This window comes from Carboxylicivirga agarovorans (assembly GCF_050589845.1).
Lineage (GTDB): Bacteria > Bacteroidota > Bacteroidia > Bacteroidales > Marinilabiliaceae > Carboxylicivirga > Carboxylicivirga agarovorans.
In genome coordinates this window covers 40,698-59,138 of record NZ_JBNGPA010000006.1, presented here as the reverse complement: position 1 = coordinate 59,138, position 18,441 = coordinate 40,698, and the positions used below count along the sequence as shown (strand labels likewise).

At 38.1% G+C, this 18,441-nt stretch carries 11 protein-coding genes; 10 read left to right on the top strand and 1 reads right to left on the bottom strand.

Annotated elements, in window-relative coordinates; translation table 11 throughout:
• The first annotated feature begins 228 nt into the window (after positions 1-228).
• The 7 genes from ACRD69_RS08660 to ACRD69_RS08630 all read left to right on the top strand — a co-directional run bounded on the left by ACRD69_RS08660 (position 229) and on the right by ACRD69_RS08630 (position 9,825).
• A complete protein-coding gene (locus tag ACRD69_RS08660; RefSeq protein WP_430814675.1) occupies positions 229-1,668 on the top strand; it encodes a DUF3078 domain-containing protein in 1,440 nt (479 codons plus the stop codon).
• Between the two features lie 359 nt (positions 1,669-2,027).
• The gene (locus tag ACRD69_RS08655) at positions 2,028-3,260 is read left to right on the top strand and encodes an MFS transporter (protein ID WP_430814674.1); all 1,233 of its coding nucleotides are present in this window, start codon (positions 2,028-2,030) and stop codon (positions 3,258-3,260) included.
• A gap of 21 nt (positions 3,261-3,281) precedes the next feature.
• Positions 3,282-4,496 (top strand): PNGase F N-terminal domain-containing protein, encoded by a 1,215-nt coding sequence (locus tag ACRD69_RS08650; protein ID WP_430814673.1) that lies wholly within the window; start codon positions 3,282-3,284, stop codon positions 4,494-4,496.
• Positions 4,497-5,655: 1,159 nt separating this feature from the next.
• Positions 5,656-6,588 carry a YitT family protein gene (locus ACRD69_RS08645; RefSeq protein WP_430814672.1) on the top strand — a complete coding sequence of 311 codons (933 nt, stop codon included), beginning with the start codon at positions 5,656-5,658 and terminating at the stop codon, positions 6,586-6,588.
• Between the two features lie 104 nt (positions 6,589-6,692).
• Entirely contained in the window at positions 6,693-7,670 is a 978-nt protein-coding gene (locus ACRD69_RS08640; RefSeq protein ID WP_430814671.1) for a LacI family DNA-binding transcriptional regulator, read from the top strand.
• Positions 7,671-7,709: 39 nt separating this feature from the next.
• Positions 7,710-8,792 (top strand): ROK family protein, encoded by a 1,083-nt coding sequence (locus ACRD69_RS08635; protein ID WP_430814670.1) that lies wholly within the window; start codon positions 7,710-7,712, stop codon positions 8,790-8,792.
• 64 nt (positions 8,793-8,856) lie between these two features.
• Positions 8,857-9,825 (top strand): type I phosphomannose isomerase catalytic subunit, encoded by a 969-nt coding sequence (locus tag ACRD69_RS08630; protein WP_430814669.1) that lies wholly within the window; start codon positions 8,857-8,859, stop codon positions 9,823-9,825.
• A 307-nt stretch (positions 9,826-10,132) separates the two neighbouring features.
• On the opposite strand, the gene ACRD69_RS08625 is transcribed toward ACRD69_RS08630, so the two are convergent.
• Positions 10,133-12,715 carry a beta-mannosidase gene (locus tag ACRD69_RS08625; protein ID WP_430814668.1) on the bottom strand — a complete coding sequence of 861 codons (2,583 nt, stop codon included), beginning with the start codon at positions 12,713-12,715 and terminating at the stop codon, positions 10,133-10,135.
• 234 nt (positions 12,716-12,949) lie between these two features.
• Between ACRD69_RS08625 and ACRD69_RS08620 the strand changes: the two genes are divergently transcribed.
• From ACRD69_RS08620 to ACRD69_RS08610, 3 genes are all read left to right on the top strand, one after another.
• Positions 12,950-13,966, top strand: a complete 1,017-nt coding sequence (locus ACRD69_RS08620) for a helix-turn-helix domain-containing protein (protein WP_430814667.1) — start codon at positions 12,950-12,952, stop codon at positions 13,964-13,966.
• Between the two features lie 181 nt (positions 13,967-14,147).
• Complete coding sequence (locus tag ACRD69_RS08615; RefSeq protein WP_430814666.1) at positions 14,148-16,490, top strand: TonB-dependent receptor; 2,343 nt, start codon at positions 14,148-14,150, stop codon at positions 16,488-16,490.
• Between the two features lie 607 nt (positions 16,491-17,097).
• Entirely contained in the window at positions 17,098-18,273 is a 1,176-nt protein-coding gene (locus ACRD69_RS08610; RefSeq protein WP_430814665.1) for an ATP-binding protein, read from the top strand.
• The last annotated feature ends 168 nt before the right edge of the window (positions 18,274-18,441 follow it).

Sequence of the window (18,441 nt, the reverse complement as noted above, 5' to 3'; positions counted from 1 at the left end):
GCATTTTCATAGAGGTTTAAGCACTTGTGGCTTTGGGATAAAAATGAAAGTGTTAAGCGTGAGCTTGATTCTCCTGATTATTGTTTCAAATGTTTATTGGAACGCTTATAATAGAGTAGTAATGATTTTGAACAATATTGTGTGCTTCTGAACGTCGGGTTTACGGATAATCATATTATTTTTGTTGCAGAAAAATAAGCCTATACATTATTACATGCATCAGTATTTATGAATGTTTCGTCATCGATATATAAAAAAGTAATCAGTTTCTTTATTATAGGCTTAAGCGTTGCTCTTAGTGTGAATGCTCAGTGGCAGAGCTATGGTTTTGATTGGCGAAACTGGTCAGGCGATTCAACAATCAGTCAGCCGTGGCACGGATTATTCTATAATTACCAGGATGCAGACAGATACCCTGTGTTCGAAACGCTTTATATTGCCAGGTATATCAATAACTCAGTTGAACGAGACAAACTATTTGAAAATTATCTCTTTTCGCCTTTGCAGGATAATAGACTAAAAACCTTTAGGTTTGAGGTGAAATTCAGGATGCCTGATTATCCGGACATTAGCTATGAGCCAAGCGAATTTAAGAAGCAAAAGTTGATTGAATACGAGGAATTAATGCGATCGACTGCTTTATCTAATACTTATAAAGAGGTGTTTGGGGAGCGTTTCTTTATTGCAGAAGCGCGTGATAATTATATGTTCAGCCATCCGGGTAATATCAGTGTTTCATGGGATTCAATACCGGATGCACCCCAACCCGGACGAAATGGTTTCTTACAACGTCGTTCAGCCATGGATGGTATTAGTATGTTGTTACGCGATAAGACGTATGATACACATCCTAGTTTAGAAAAAGTAAAACTTTCATCGGGCCCCTGGACATTAAAAGGGACCGAAAATATTTTGTTGTCACAAGGCTATGTTGATAACTGGGTTAAAGGGGGTGAAAGCAGCATTAGTTTAGGTAGTGATCTACGCCTGAGTGCCAATTACAAAAAAGGTAAGCATGAGTGGGATAATTACATTATTCATAAAATAGGTGTGTTATCAACAGAGAATGATCCGGGAAGAATTAATACTGATTTAATTGAGATCAATACCAAATACGGTCATAAGGCTTCGGAGAAATGGTACTATAGTTTTCTTTACAATTTTAAAACGCAGTTTTTTTATGGCTATGACAAAGACGATGTGGAGAAAGAAACTCCTATATCGGGCTTTCTTGCACCGGCATATATGTCATTTGCGATTGGTATGGACTACAAACCCAATAGTAAATTTACCCTGTTATTATCTCCGGTAACGACTCGTCTTGTTCTGGTAAATGATATTGATAAGTTTGATGAGACTGATTACGGAATTGAGGAGGGTAAAAGGACAAATGTTACCAATGGTATCTCCATCGTCAATAATTTTAGTTACGAAATATCAAAACAAATAAAAATAGCGTCACGTCTGGATGCATTTTACCAGTACCTGGATAAAGTGAAAGCAGGAGAGGACCGACAAGTTCAAATAGACTGGGAGGTTATTGCAGATATGCGAATCAACCGTTTTCTATCTACCCGTATATTGGGACATCTTCGTTATTTTACCAACGAGTCGACGCGTGTGCAGATACGTGAAAGTTTTAATATTACTTTTAGTTATAACTTTTAAAAAGGGTTGAAAATCAGTTGTTAATGATCAGATAATATTCAATTTAACTTCTTTTAACTTTAGTTATTATGTGTTAGAGATAAATCGATTTACATTTGCAATGTAAGAATAAGGGAAAACAAATTTAAGGGAAAACATTTGTAACCATTTTATTTTTCTTGCGTAATATAATTTGAAAGATCGGCATTGAGTTGCCAATTAAGATATTGAGTAAGTTTTCTCATAGTTTAGGGTTAGGTTTGGTTAAAAGTTGAAAGTCGTCTTAAAGAATGCTTTAAGGCGGCTTTCTTTTTTATACCATTTGTAAAGAACCAATATTTAAATTAGCTTGTTGTTTTAATAATTCAATAAGCATTTCTTTGAGATTTAGAAAAGACAAACAGTTTTATAAGTTTAGCTTATACGGTTTTTTTAAAAACCTCAAGTTCTACGATCCCTTTTTATTATTGTTTTTTGTAGAAAGCGGAATCTCTTATTCAGAGATTGGTGTTTTATACGCTTTTCGTGAATTAGTGATCAATTTACTGGAGATCATTTCTGGTGTTATTGCTGATGTGCTTGGCCGAAAGAAAGCCATGGTGAGTGCCTTTTCGTGTTACTTGCTTAGCTTTATCCTGTTTTATCTTCTCTCAGGCTTCTGGGGCTTTATGTTAGCCTTTCTGTTTTATGGTGTTGGTGATTCATTCAGGACGGGAACCCATAAAGCTATGATTCATGCCTACCTGGTGCGTAAGGATTGGCAAAGTGAAAAAACCCGTTATTATGGCATGACCCGTTCCTGGTCGCAGAAAGGTTCAGCTGTTTCTTCCCTGATAAGTGCTTGCCTGGTTTTTTATACTGGCGATTATTCCCTGATGTTTTTAATGACCACCATCCCCTATTTGTTTGACTTGCTGTTGCTAAGTTCGTATCCATCCTATTTAAACGGAGATACAAGTGGCTCTGTCAAAACTGTTTTTAAAGATTTTAGAGAACATGTAATACGTTTATTCAAGGCTATTATTAATAAAGCAGCTTTGAAAGCAATTGTTTTGACAAGTGGATTTACCGGCTACTATAAAGCTATACGTGATTATATACAAATAATAATTACCACATTGGCCGGATTGCACATATTATCAGATTCATTTACCATTGAACAGAATACCGCCATTTACATTGGAGTCATTTATTTCATTATTTACCTTATTACTTCAAATGCTTCCCGTAATGCCTATCGTGTTGAAAACTTTTTTAAACAGGCAACAAACGGACTTGGAGTATTGCAAATTTCAGGATATGCCTTTGGTATTGTTGCTGGTCTTTTGTTTATGATGAATTATGCTATTCCTGCCTTATTACTTTTTTCAATGATACTGATTATACAGAATTTGCGCAGGCCCCTGGCCGTTAAATATATTACTACACAATTTGATGTAAAAATTATGGCTAGCGTAATGTCAGTAGAGAGTCAGAGTGAAACCTTATTCGCTTCTGTCCTGGCATTTATTTTAGGTGTAGTGGTTGATGTCGCCGGATTGGGGTGGGGTATTACATCTTTGTCTGTATTATTATTAGTGATGTCGATTGCTTTTCGGCGAATAAAGGTTTAGATTAATTAAAAATTCTAGGTTATGAAAAATAGTTTATGGCTGTTTGTTGTTTTATTCATGGCGGGGTGCGGGCCTCGTGTCATTGATTCTATAGGAGATAAGCAGATCTCTGTTTTTGATAATGAACATCTGTATTTTGATGGCGGAGCCTTTACTGATGATCTTTCTAAAGCTGAAACTACTTATCGTATCATGGACGGGCGAATCTTGTTGAAGAAATTAAATCTGCCAACATATAACAGGGAGGTAAATGCATCGGTCAAAGTGACTGTTGCATCAGCAGGTGATCGCTGGGATAAGTCAGGATCTTTATTCGTTATTCCTCAAAGCTCCTTGCTTAATTTTGTCACATTAAGCAAGGAAGGTGAGTTGCCCGTAGGCTATGCAGAACACGAAGGACTGCAGGGAATTGCCGCTGGAAGTGATTATGAACCGGTGGTTGAACTGATGCGATTCATGACGCCCTTTGGTGTGGGCTTTTATAACGACAAGATGGATTTGAGACAACCTGTTTATATTCCGCATTGGGAAGATAAAGTGGTTTGGGAGCAAGATGTTAGCGATCGTTTGTCATTGCTTGAAGGCGAAGTATGGGTGGGAGTATGGATCGATACCTGGACAAAAGAAGGTTATACCGTTTCGGTTGATATTACCTTTGATGAAACCGATTACTTATATGCTGAAAAACCAGAGACTAAAGTGCTGTCATTGTTAAATACAATTCCCTATTTCAGGGGCCAGAAACATGTTGATTTGTTTGCCCGGAAAGACCTGGAGCTAACAGCGTCAGTGCCTGCAGCGGGCAAAAATATCCGATTAAACTATATTACTACAGGGCATGGAGGTCATTCCGGTGGGGATGAGTTTGTTAAGAAACGCAATGTTGTCATAGTGAATAATAATGAGGTAATTAATTTTATTCCATGGCGAGATGATTGTGCATCCTTCCGTCGTTTTAACCCGGGTTCCGGAGTGTGGCTCATAGAAGATACAGCGACCTATATTGACTGGAATACCTGGAAATATGAAGAGAAAGTGATTGAAGAGCGGCTGGCATCTTCTGATTTGTCGCGTTCAAACTGGTGTCCCGGATCTGATGTAGCACCTGTCGTTGTTGACGTGGAGTTAAAAGACGGTAATAACAAGTTTGTATTTAGCATACCCGAGGCGCAGGAGATAGATGGTGATAAAATGAACCACTGGCTGGTATCTGCTTACCTTACCTGGGAGGAGTGATTATTTAGGCTGTTTAGTAGTTTAATTGAGAAACTGTCGAATTGTCGAACTGCTGAATTGTCGATCCCGGATAGGTATCGGGAGTCAAAACATTAAACTCTTCAACTTTCTTCACAATTCGACAATTCGACAATTTGCCAATTCGACAAAGAGGTGAGAGGTGAGACCCCGATGGCCATCGGTGCGTGGTCAAAAAAAAGAAAACGGTGGTTTTAAGAGAGGCAAAATATAACACAAGCCAATGATATAAATAAATAAAAAAAAGATGAACCACGGATTACACGAATTACACGAATTACACGAATCTTAATTCTCAGTAATAAACATCAATTACACGAATTATTCCTTCGGAATTGATTACCTGGCTGTAAATAGCGGGCTGAAGGCCCACATCATCATAGCCTGGGGTAAAGCGCAGCGACACCCCAGGACTAGTCATCCACATCCACCCGCTGCAACCCCGAATATGTTAATGCAGGAATTAGTTTGCAGCGGAATAGGTAGCTGTATGATTAAGGAGATATGTGCACTAAAAGACCATTAGATCATGCGACTGTTTATTAGTTTAAAATTTATCTGTTTAACTCATCATAGTGTTACCAGACCTCAAGATTTTGAATAACTTAAGGTCTTTAAGCATAACTCTACAATTCCTCAATTTAGCAACTCGACAACTCGACAATTCGACAAAGAGATGAGAGGCGAGTAGTGAGACAGGCACCATGCACTAAAAGATCATTAGATTATTAATATCTATAGTTAGATCATTAAATAGTACAAGGGTATGCAGATAATCAATCAACCAGTCCTTAAGGTTTTAAACCTTAAGGATTTTTGAGTATAACTTGTATTTTATAAATACATGAATCAAATCGAGCTGAAAGCACGCTTGCAACTTCCCATATTCGCACCTGCGGGTATAGCTCGTTAGATGGTTTGACGAATAAACACTTCAACTCGTCAACCAATAAATTTTTAAACTCCTAAACTTTTCGCCAATTAATCAATTCGCCAGTTCATCGATTCAACTTCTCTGTCTTCTCTCATCAAATAAAATCAACAATTTTCCCTATAACTGAATTTTATCATTTCTCAGTGTGGAATAAAAAACCGACCTTTGCGCGATTTTTTGCATGAACACAAAAATTTAAATTAAATTATGGCTTTTGTTACAAAAGAAAAGTTCTTATCAAAGGACTGGTTTGTTGCCTACTCGTACATCATTATGGGTAGCCTCCTGTTTGCAATTGGAGATGTGTTGTTTGTAAACCCTTACATGTTGGCACCAGGTGGTGTATATGGTATTGCAAACTTTATTTTTCACACTGTTGGATGGAATATCAGTACTTCAGTATTGTTTATGGAAATCCCTTTGCTTGTGCTTGGTACCATTGTCCTGGGACCTCGTTTTGGTATTAAAACACTGGTAAGCACGTTTGCAATTATGGGATTTGTGTATGTGTTAGAAATGCCTGAAGTATGGGGGCACGAAGCATTTATTCCTAATGAACCAATTCTGAATACCATTATCTCTGGTATTATTTATGGTGTGGCTATCGGATTTATCTTCAAATCGCGGGCAACATCAGGAGGATCAGATATTATATCAATGATTCTGAATAAATACACGAGAATTTCTTTGGGTAAACTGGTGATGATTGTAGATGGTACCATTACCATGCTAACCATCTTTATGCCTCAGGAAGGCGGTGAGTTTAGCTTCAGAGGAATTGACTGGACTTTACCAATTTATTCATGGGTGGTCATTTTTATCGAAGGTAAGATTATTGATATGGTGATAGACGGTATGAAGGTGAATAAAACCTTGTTTATTATATCTGATAAGTCTGACGAGATACAGGAGAAACTACTTAATAATATCAAGCGCGGCGGTACAATGATCACTGCAATGGGTATGTATGAAGGCGTTGAAAGAAAAGTGATCTATACAACAGTAACGCGTCGTGAATCACAAATTCTTTTAAGTCATATTTCAAAGATCGATCCTAAAGCTTTTGTAAACGTAATGGATAGCAGCCAGGTGCTGGGTGAAGGATTTAAATCAATTGATTCGGATGGTGGAGCTCACTAATGTGCTGATTAAGATATAGTGTGAAAGCGCCTCGGTACCGGGGCGCTTTTTTTATAATAAAAATCTTAGCTATATTTGCATCTAAACCGGTTTAGTTAATATTAGTGAAACCATCAATTAAGACAATAGCAGAGCGTTCTGGCGTATCTAAAACAACTGTATCGTTTGTATTAAACGGGCGGGGTGAAGAAAAAAATATTAGTGCAGAAACTCAGAAACGCGTAAAGGATATTGCGCGACAACTAAACTATCGGCCTAATCACCTGGCGCGAAGTTTAAGTATGGGGCGTTCGTATACCATAGGTTTTGTTGTACCTGATATTTCCAATCCTTTCTTCAGTAAAATAGCCAGGCTTGTTGAGCATTATGCTGAGGAGCGCGGTTACTCTGTTATGGTGGCCAGCACAGATGAGAAACCGGATAAAGAGCAGGTGATTTTGGAAACCTTTACAAACAGACAGATTGATGGTGTTATTATAGCGCCTGCGACTGAGCTGGTACAAAACAGATATTCCGCTTTACCGATTGTTAATTTCGACCGTCACTTTCATAAAGAAGATAAGGCATATGTCAGCATAAATAACACTGAAACTGCCAGGCTACTTACACAATCGCTAATTGACAAAGGATGTCAAAAGATTGGTTTGATTGGTTTGTCATCGTTTTTACCCAACATTAAAGAACGTATTAATGGGTATAAACTGGCTTTGGATAATAATAAGATGCTTGTTGATGAGGAGTTGGTTGTTGATGTTAATACAGATACGATTAAAAAAGGAGTAGAACAAGCTATGGAAAATATGTTAACCGCTGATGTCGATGGCTTTTTATTCCTTAATAATGTATTGGCAGCTGAAGGTATTTGGCTGGTTAACAGGTATTATCCACAGGTTATAGATAAAATTCAGTTTGCGAGTTTTGATAACCTGGATGTTTTTGATTATGCCACACCAAAGGTCACTTCAGCTCTGCAGCCTGGTGATGCTATTGCGCGTCACTGTGTTGAGATGTTATGCCACCACATTGATAATAAAGAAAGGTCGAATGGTGTTCGGCTTTCAACCACCATAATTGAGCGATAAAAATTTTTATTAATTCACTAAAACGGTTTACTAAAAGATATGAGCAATATTTATTTCGACAACAGGATTGTAATGACTTTGGATGCAGGAGGAACAAACTTTGTTTTTAATGCTATTCAGGAAGGTAAAACATTAATTGACCCAATAAAGAAACCAGCAAATGGCGATAATCTTGATTTGTGTCTTCAAACAATGCTTAATGGCTTTGGAGAAGTCAAAGATAAACTAAGTGGGCAACCGGTTGCCATTAGCTTTGCATTTCCTGGTCCGGCTGATTATCCCAATGGAATAATTGGTGACTTGGGTAACCTGCCTGCTTTTAGAGGAGGTGTTGCTTTAGGACCAATGCTGGAAAGTCATTTTAATATTCCTGTATTTATACAGAACGATGGGGATCTATATGCCTATGGTGAAGCTTTGGGCGGTATTCTGCCGGAGATTAATGATGAGCTTGAAAAGCAGGGAAGCGCTAAACGTTACAAAAATGTTATTGGTTTAACACTTGGAACTGGTTTTGGAGCCGGACTGGTACATAATAATGTGCTGATAGGTGGAGATAATAGTATTGCTGCTGAGGTTTGGAACATCGGTAATACAATTTCGCCTGAACGTAATGCTGAAGAAGGGGTGAGTACCCGTGCCATTGTAAATGTATACAATAATGCTACAGGAAACACTGAAACCTTGATGCCAAAAGATATTTTCGATATTGCTTTGGGCGATAAGCCGGGCAATAAGGAGGCTGCAATGAAGGCTTTTCATACATTTGGTACGCACCTGGGAGATGCTGTTGCGAACCTGATTAACCTGTTTGACGGTATTGTTGTCATTGGCGGCGGATTAACAGGTGCCAGTAAACTATATATGCCTGCTGTTCTGGAGGTGTTGAAAGGAAATTTTGCTGATGGACAGGCACGTTTGGTTCAGAAAATATATTGTCTGGATAATGAGCAGGATAAAGATGCCTTTTGTAAATTAGACAGTCATCAGATTAAAGTACCTTTTACAGAAAAGATGGTTGATTATTCGCCAGAGCAAAAGGTCGCGGTTGCTACCAGTAAGCTCGATGCCAGCGAGGCCATTGCTTTAGGAGCTTATGCATACGCCTTAAGTCAATTGTAATATTGAGACAAGCTATTGATGCTAATTAACAGATAAGAAAACAACGATTTTAATATTAATAAAAATGCTATATCCATTAAAATTCAATCCTATCCTGAAAGAAATGATTTGGGGTGGACAAAAGATTCCACAAACATTAAATGTTAAGGTGGACAGTGATGTGAAGATAGGTGAAAACTTTGCCGTTTCGGGCTTGAAAAATGATTTGTCAATTGTCAGCAATGGAGCTTTAGCAGGTAAAAACATGCTTGAGCTGATTGAGACATACAAAGGTGAATTGTTGGGCGAAAAGGTATACAAGCAGTTTGGAACTAACTTTCCTTTGTTGATCAAATACATTGATGCCAACGATGATTTATCTATTCAGGTGCACCCTGATGATGAATTGGCAAAAGTTAAACACGATTCATTTGGGAAAACTGAAATGTGGTATGTGGTTGATGTTGAAAAAGACGCAGGCCTGATCTCCGGCTTTAGCAAAAAAACAACAGCTGAGGAGTTTGAAACTTACCACTCATCGGGTAATCTAATGGAATTAATGGCTAAGCACCCTACTGCTGAAGGTGATTCATTTTTTATTCCGGCTGGTAAGGTTCATTCAATTGGTAGCGGTAATTTAATTGCTGAAATACAGCAAACCTCGGATATTACTTATCGTATTTACGATTTCGATCGTCGTGATAAGTTTGGTAACCCGCGGGAATTACATCATGAGCTCGCCATGGATGCAATGAATTTTAGTGATGATGAATCGGGTAAAGTTGACTATAAGATCAAAAGTAATGAGTCAGTAAATATTGCGTCATGCCAATATTTTACGACCAACATGCTTGAGGTCAAGGGTATTGTTAATAAAGACTATTCACAACAGGATTCATTTATTATTCTTATGAATGTGGGCGGTAAGTGCAGTGTTGAAGCTGATGGATCAAGCATAGAATTAAATGAAATGGAAGCTGCTCTGATACCGGCAGCGATCAGTCGGGTTGAACTAAAAGCTGATTCAGCCAGGTTGTTAGAGGTGTATATCTAAGGGTAATCATTAAATGCCAGATATGAAAAGCGCTGTATCATTATGATAGGGCGCTTTTTGCTGTTAATCGCTTTTTGTTAAAGCTTGATAGTCCATATATCGATATCTAACTCAATATGTTATTGTTGAATGGGTGATGTTTATGAAAAAATATAACGTGTCATTCTGCGCCTGTATAATGCCTTGCGAGATATCCGTTTATCAAGAGATAATAGAAAGAAAGGGCTATGAATGCAAGACAACAAGCAACAAAAAACGGTTCAGGCATAATGCACTGAACCGTTTAGAATTAGTGTGTAATTAATTTCTAATAAGTATCGCTAAGTGTACGCACCAATAGTTTATTGGTGAAGTCTTCAATAAGCTCTTCTGTTTCAAATACTACTGTTTTTGTTTGACCAGGTAACAGATCAAAGTAATTGTCAGAGTACCAGCCTTCGGCTTCATCGTAACTGAGGTAAACATTTTTAGCCAGCTTGTCAGTTGTTAGGGTTATTGCGTAGCCTTTGTCTACCTTTTCAATAGAGTGATTAACTTGTGGTTGAGGTAGATTTAAATCCTTGGCTTCTTTAAAGTAGCTGGTGGTTGAATATACCTCTTTATTATTGGTGTATAACCTGGTTGAAAGAACTGCATTGGAGGTATCCATCCCCTTTAGTAGTTCTTTAAGTGATTTTTGAAAAACAACTTTGGATGTATTGGCTTTGATAGTAATGTCACTATTGTTTGACCAAAGTTCATTACCTTCAAAATCGACTATCTGTAGTTCAAGTCGTCCCGCTTTATCTTCAAAATTATCTGAAACACTATATATTAAAAGGTCATCTGTTTTGGTGTCAGGTACGGCGATGATCGGGGCAAAGGCCTTGCGGGTGAAGTACTGCAGGGCTTTCCAGTTGCCAAAATAATCGATGCTCGACCATGATGCCGCCGGCCAAACATCATTAAGCTGCCAGTATAAACTTCCCATTGTTGTTGGCATGTTAATACGATGCCCTTCAATACCGGTTCTGATACCCTCGGCCTGCAGCAATAAACCTACATACAGAAATGATTTAAAATCTTTAGGGTTGTGATAGTAGTTATCCATATAGCGCTTAATGGCACCATTGCCAATAAATGAGCGCTGGTGCGATTTCATTACTTCCGAATTGATGTCGTAATCTTCAGGTAAGGTATATTTTTTAACCGTTTTCAGTTCCGGGAAAGATTGAAAACCATATTCGCTGACAAAGCGTGCCGCTCCATCGTGGTAGGTTATAAAAGGTACATCCTGGAACCAGATACGCCAGTCATGTTCATCGCCATCAATTTTATTGGTCTTAATGGTGTCACCGGCTTGTGGGCTCGAAGCCCAATATTGTTTAACAGGATCGTGCGTCTCAACAGCTTTAGGTAATACATCCAAAAAGATATCTTTATAGGCCTGCCACATTGCTTTAGCACCGTGCGGCTGCTTTTCTTCATTGTCTTCTTTCCAGCCCCAGCCAAACCAGGCGCCAAGTATTTCATTGTTACCGCACCACAAAGCAATACTTGGGTGATTACGTAAACGACGCACGTTGTACTCTGCCTCGTGCTTAACACTTTCTAAAAATTCAGGATGACCAGGGTACATGTTACAGGCAAACATAAAATCCTGCCAAACCAGTATGCCGTATTTATCACACAGGTCATAGAATATTTCTTTTTCATATATGCCGCCACCCCATACGCGCAGCATGTTGAAGTGACAATCGGCAGCCGATTTAATGATGTGCTCATACTTTTCGGGCGATACGCGGTCAAGAAATACATCATTGGGAATGTAGTTGGCGCCTTTCATAAATACTGGCTGCCCATTAAGTTTAAAGTAAAATGAACGGCCAATCTCATCATCTTCTCTTATTAGTTCAATGGTGCGTAAGCCTAAAGTATGTTCGTAGCTTTCGGTTCCTGCTTTAGTTTTTAGAAGGCCTTCGAGTTGATAAAGGTGAGCATCGCCCAATCCGTTGCTCCACCATCTTTTAGGATCTTTAATTTCAAAATCAACTTCATATGTATGGGTTCCTTTCCTTAGTTGAACCTTTTTTACAGCTGTTTCCCTGTTATTGATCATAATGCTAAGTTCCGCATTTTCATTGCTTTGGGCTTCAATTTCAAATACAGATGTTAATTGAGCAACAGCGTCATTTAGCGAAATTTGATTGGTATGGATGTTGTCAAGTCGGGCTACATTCCATGCCTTTAAAGTAACAGGTTCCCATATGCCTGATGTTACCAGCCGTGGTCCCCAGTCCCATCCAAAGTGGTATGGTGCTTTTCGTACATGCGGACTAACCCATTTCTCGCCGGGTACTTTTCCTATTTTAGCCAGATCGTTGGCCGACGATTGCACCACATAGGGGTAATTGTCGTAAATATCAAGTCCTACCTTGATAGGTGAATGAAAGTATACCCTGAGTTTATTTTCTCCCTCCTTAATGTGTTTTTTACAATCAATTGTCCACCCTCTGAACATGTTGTCCGCCTTTAAGATCAGCTTGTCATTCAGGTATACATCAGCATAGGTATCCAGTCCGGCAAAGTTGAGGTTGATACGATCTTTATTATAGGTGTTTTTATCAACTGTGAAGGTGGTCTGATACACCCAGTTTTTTTTATCGATCCACTGCAAATCATGCTCGTTAAGGCGATAAAAGGGATCTTTTATCAGATCATGATTCAATAAGTCGGTATGCACACAGCCCGGAACTTTAGCATCGAGCCACTCATCTTTGTCAGCTTCGCTAAACTGCCAGCCATCTTGAATTTTCAGGGTGACTGATGACGGCGAATTATTGACATTTGAACATCCCATTAATATGAGTAGTGTGGATGCTATAACAATTAAATGTGTTAATGTTTTCATGTTGCATAAATTATGGCTGTAAAACTACAATAGTTGCTGTCTTTTCGTAGGAGACAATTGTTTAAAAAGATAGACATATTCTCAGTTAATATCTAATGTTACTCAATAAAGGATGGAGACTTTATATTTGTATCTTTATCGGGAATAGAAGTAAACGATTTGATATTAAAACTGTTGGAAATTCTGGTTTTTGGTTCTCTCTTGTTACTCTCGTTTATATTGGTGACCAATCCCATGAGAGTAAATATAAAAGCTAACAGGTGGTTTGGGTGGCTTTTATTATTGTGGGCTTCATATTGGTTTGATGAGGTATACCAGTTGTCAACAGGTAGTGTTATTCAAATTAGCAGTTACTGGCCTGTGGCCTGGATACAGTTTTTAGCTCCGCCATTGTTTTTTATTTCGGTATGCCATTATACTGTGCCGGCCTACAAGTGGTCGAAAGATGTACTTAAGTTTCTTATTCTTCCATTGTTGTATTTATTTCTAATTGTTATCAATCAACTCACAGATACCGATTTATACTATTTTCAAATGCTGTTGATCCTGATCAATGCACTCACTTTCACCATTCTTTCATTGGTTCGAATAAGAAAACACCAGGATAATATTCAACAGTACGCCTCATCAACACAAGAGATCAATTTAAATTGGCTGGAGTACATTATAATAGCCATGATAGCTCTTGTTGTAGGCATAGGGGTTTTTAACCTCGTATTTTTTGATGTGCCTCTTAATGTATTTATGAATGCTGCAGTATTGGCCGTAGTATTATTTATAACCTATAATGCATTAAAGCAAACGGAGATTTTTCCTAAAAATGATGCCGATGTTAAAGTGGTTGCCGACCTGAGTGAAGAGGAAAAAAGCAAAGAGCAAAAACGGGTTTTGTTATCCGATGACAAGGTTCTTATGATAAAACAAAAGTTAGATGATTTAATGAATGAAGAATCACCTTACCTGGATAGTGAACTGAATTTAATCAAACTGGCACAACTGCTGGATATTAGCTCTCATCAATTGTCATATGTTATAAATAAAGGCTACAACGAGAACTTTTTTCAGTTCGTTAATCGTTTCCGTGTTGAAAAAGCCAAGCTGATGCTGGCGGATAATGAAAACAATAAACTATCAATTTTAGGTGTCGCTTTCGAATCAGGATTCAGCTCAAAAACATCTTTTAATACCACATTTAAGAAAATGACCGAACTAACGCCGTCTGAATACAAGAAAAAATGTTCGAGTTTATAAGATGGTAATAGTAGTGTTGTAACTATCATTGAATCAAATGTTAGTAATTGGTTCGAACTTATAAATCAGAACTTTTAAACGATCCACCACCAGTATTTTTGCTTTTAAATGTTAGACCTGCATGATGTATTAGGCAAATTAGTTTCACTAATAGGTGTGGCAGGTTAAAATCTGATAAAGCATGAAGAAAATATTGGTAGCCTTATTAATAGGTGCAGGAGGTATCATTGGAAGTATTTTGGCGCAGGAGCCTTTACAAACGATTAAAGGAAGGGTAGTGGATGCTGATTCTGAAATCAGTATACCCGGAGTAAATGTGGTGGTGTTGGAAACGAATCCGCAAATGGGAACCATTACAGATATGGATGGGTATTTTACCATAGATAAAGTGCCGGTTGGTCGATATACGATACAAATAAGTTTTATGGGCTACGAACCTGCAGTATTATTCGAGGTTTTGGTTGGCTCAGGAAAAGAGGTAGTGTTGAACGTTGCCTTGAAAGAGACATTTCAGCAAATAGGCGAAGTAGTCATCAAACCACAGCAACGTAAAGATAAAGCGCAAAACAATATGGCAACATTGTCGGCCCGCTCTTTTACCGTGGAAGAGGCAGGTCGTTTTGCAGGTGGCTGGAATGACCCGTCGCGACTGGCCGGATCGTTTGCAGGTGTTACGATGGCAGAAGGGGTCAATGATAATGCCATTGTGGTGAGGGGTAATGCACCAAAAGGCATCTTATGGCGGCTTGAAGGTGTTGAAATACCAGCACCCAACCATTTAAATGGTATTAATAATGGTGGTGGAATTGAAACGGTATTCAGTGTTAACATGCTTGATAATTCCGATTTTTTCACCGGTGCTTTTCCTGCTGAATATGGCAATGCGATGTCGGGTGTCTTTGATATGAAGTTTCGTAATGGAAATAATGATAAGCGAGAATCGGCCTTTCAGATCGGAAGTCAGGGCATTGACATCAGTTCTGAAGGGCCTTTTAAAAGTGGAGGAGAGGCATCATATCTTTTCAATTACCGTTATTCATCCATGGGCCTGGTTGGACAGCTGGCTGATATGGATGTGGGGTTGCCCAACTACCAGGATTTAAGTTTTAAATTGCATATGCCAACCAAAAATACAGGAACATTCTCGGTATGGGGTATCGGCGGAAAAAGCTCTGTTGCTTTTGAGCCCGATGAAGATCCTGATGAATGGGAAACATCCTGGGACAACAATGAATACGATACCGGTTCAGAGATAGCCGCGGGTGGGATCAATCACCGGTTAAATATTGGACAGAGTAGCTATTTGTACACCTCGTTGGTTGGAGCTTACGATGGGTTTACCAACGAAAGTGAACAATTGCAGCGTGATGGAAGTATTATTCCCATTTCCGATCATCGTGAAGAAAACTATCGATTAATTGCCGGTTCATACTTGAACCACAAGTTTGGCAACCGGCACACCAATCGTACCGGAGTGACGTACACCCATCTGAGTTTCGATCTGGATATTCAAGGGAATCCTGATCCAGGTATTGAAGATGAATTAATAAGGATTGCTGATCAAACTGATCAGTCATATATGATGCAGGCATATACACAAAGTAAATTTCGTGTAGCATCCACTTTTGACATTAACGCGGGTATGAACTTCAGTTATTTCGATCTGAATGAAGAGCTGATGCCAGAGCCACGCCTTGGAATGACCTGGCGTTTTGTACCAGGGCATTCATTTAGCCTCGCCTATGGAAAGCATAGTCGCTTAGAGCCGTTGCGTTTTTACCTGGCTCAAAATGATGATGGGAATTACCTGAATCCTGATTTAAATGTCACAAAGGCCGATCACTTCGTTTTTTCCTACGATTGGCGTGTATCTGATAATATGAGTATAAAGATAGAACCTTATTACCAGTATCTCTATGATGTACCTGTATTGGCAGAAAGTTCAGAATCATTAATTAATTATCAATGGGATATGTATTTTGATGAGCCATTGATAAACGATGGGAGCGGAACCAATATTGGTGTTGATATTACCGTAGAACGCTATATGAAAGATGGTTATTATTACATGTTTACAGGTTCCTTTTTTGATTCGAAATATAAAGGAGGTGATGGTATTGAGCGTAATACTTCGTATAACCGGAACATGGTGCTGAACCTACTTGGAGGTAGGGAGTGGAAAGTACGTAAAAACAACATTATCAGTATTAATGGTAAGCTGGCCTGGATGGGGGGTAATTGTTTTACGCCTCCTGATCAGGAGTTGTCTCAGGCCACAGAAATGGTTGTTCTTGACGAATCGCGTGCATTTGAGTGGCAGGAGGACAATAAGCTCTTTGTTGATTTGGCGGTTAATTACCGCATAAATCGCCCCAAAGTATCTCATGTGTTTATTTTACAAGGTAAAAATATCTTGATGACGGAAGAAATGTTTGGCTGGGCCTATGATTTTAAAAAGCAGGAAGTCGTATCACATGGTATGACAATGATTTATCCGTTTTTTAGTTATCGATTAGAGTTTTGATCTAAGCTTGTATCGTATTAAAATATTGTATGAAGGGATGAATCATTACTCAATGAATCAAGAAAACGTTGTAGTGACTCATTGAATCATCATAATGCATAGAAAGAAGTTGGTTGACGCACTTTGGGCAGATAATTCATGCCACAATAGATTTTTAATGCATGCTGTGTGGATTTATAAAGAATGCTCTTTCAGAAGGTCATTTCACTATGGTGAAGTGACCTTTTTGCTATGGGTAAAATAAGTAAATTACGTGCCTATGAGAGTAATACTTAAATAGTTGACACAACGAGTGATGTTTCCCTGTTTCGTCGGGTGTAAAAACAGATAAAAATTACATGAAATACATCAGGTTTTGTTTTTGGAAGGGCATGGATATTATGCTCGTAAAATATAGAAAATGAACGGATAAAACAATGCTGCAAGTTAAGTGGAGAAAGCTTTTAGCTTTTAATGTGGAAATATTTCTTCAATTTCATATTGAAAATGAAAGCATTGTTGTGATTATTTTTAATAAATATAAATAGCAGGAGTTTGTTAAAATTGTAATGTAGAGTTTGCAATTGTGCGGAATATCATTTTAGATTTGTAATTATAAACATAGAGAATGCAATCATTTTTTGAAACACACCGCTATTTATTAGAACATCTGGGATCGCCTGTTAGGCGTGAATTGATGAATGAAATAGACTGGAATCATCGCTTAATAGGTATAAAGGGTGCAAGAGGAGTTGGTAAAACAACATTCTTACTTGATTTTGCCAAATTAAACTTTGGTTACGACAAAAGTTGTTTGTATGTCAATTTAAATAATCTCTATTTTACTGAGCGTACCATTATTTCCTTTGCCGATGAGTTTAGAAAAAAAGGCGGGAAGACACTAATATTGGATCAGGTATATAAATACCCTGACTGGTCAAAAGAATTGAGGTATTGTTACGATAACTTTCAGGATCTGAAAATTGTATTCAGTGGTTCAGCAGTTATGCGCTTAATGGATCAGAATCCTGATCTGAAAGACTGTGTAGCGGTTTATCGTTTAGATGGTTTTTCATTCAGAGAGCATTTAAATCTGGCAACTAAGAATAAGTTCCAGGCATATTCATTAGATGAAATATTAAATAATCATAAAGAAATCAGCGCTGAGATAAGTTCGAAAGTTCGTCCTTTGGCTTATTTTAATGATTACCTCGAGCATGGTTATTATCCGTTTTTCCTTGAAAAGAGAAATTACCATGAGAATGTGGTGAAGAATATCAACCTGATACTTGAAATAGATATTTCATACCTCGAGCAAATTGAATTGAAGTATTTACCCAAATTACGTAAATTGCTGTATTCCATTGCTAAGATGGCTCCGCTTCAGCCCAATGTGAGTCGCTTGAGCCAGGAAATTGAAACGTCAAGAGCCACAGTGATGAACTATCTTAATTATCTGAAGAACGGGCGTTTAATCAATATGCTTTACGAAGATAGTGAATCGGCAAAGAAGCCATCAAAGATTTACATCCAAAATCCAAATGTATACTATTCAGTTACACATGGAGAAGTAAGTCAGTTAAATATGAATCGTACCTTTTTTCTTAACCAGGTAGGATATCGTCATCAGGTTAATGTGTCAAAAAGCAGTGATTTTAAAGTAAATGAACAGCTTGATTTTTACATTGGTGATGAAAAAGTGCCAGGTAAAGAGCTGGGAGACAATGAATACCTGGCTCATCACATGCTTGAGGTAGGAGAGAAGAATCAAATTCCGTTATGGCTATTCGGATTTTTATATTAATGATTGGATAGAAGATGGAAGAAAAGAGATAAAAGATATGAGTAGTGAGTAGTGAGTAATGAGATATTCTTCACAGAAGAGCAGTATTCACTCTGTAAAAAGTCTTGATACTCAGTACTTAATGCTTTGTACTAATTATAATAACCAATTAATTATTAGGAGTATATA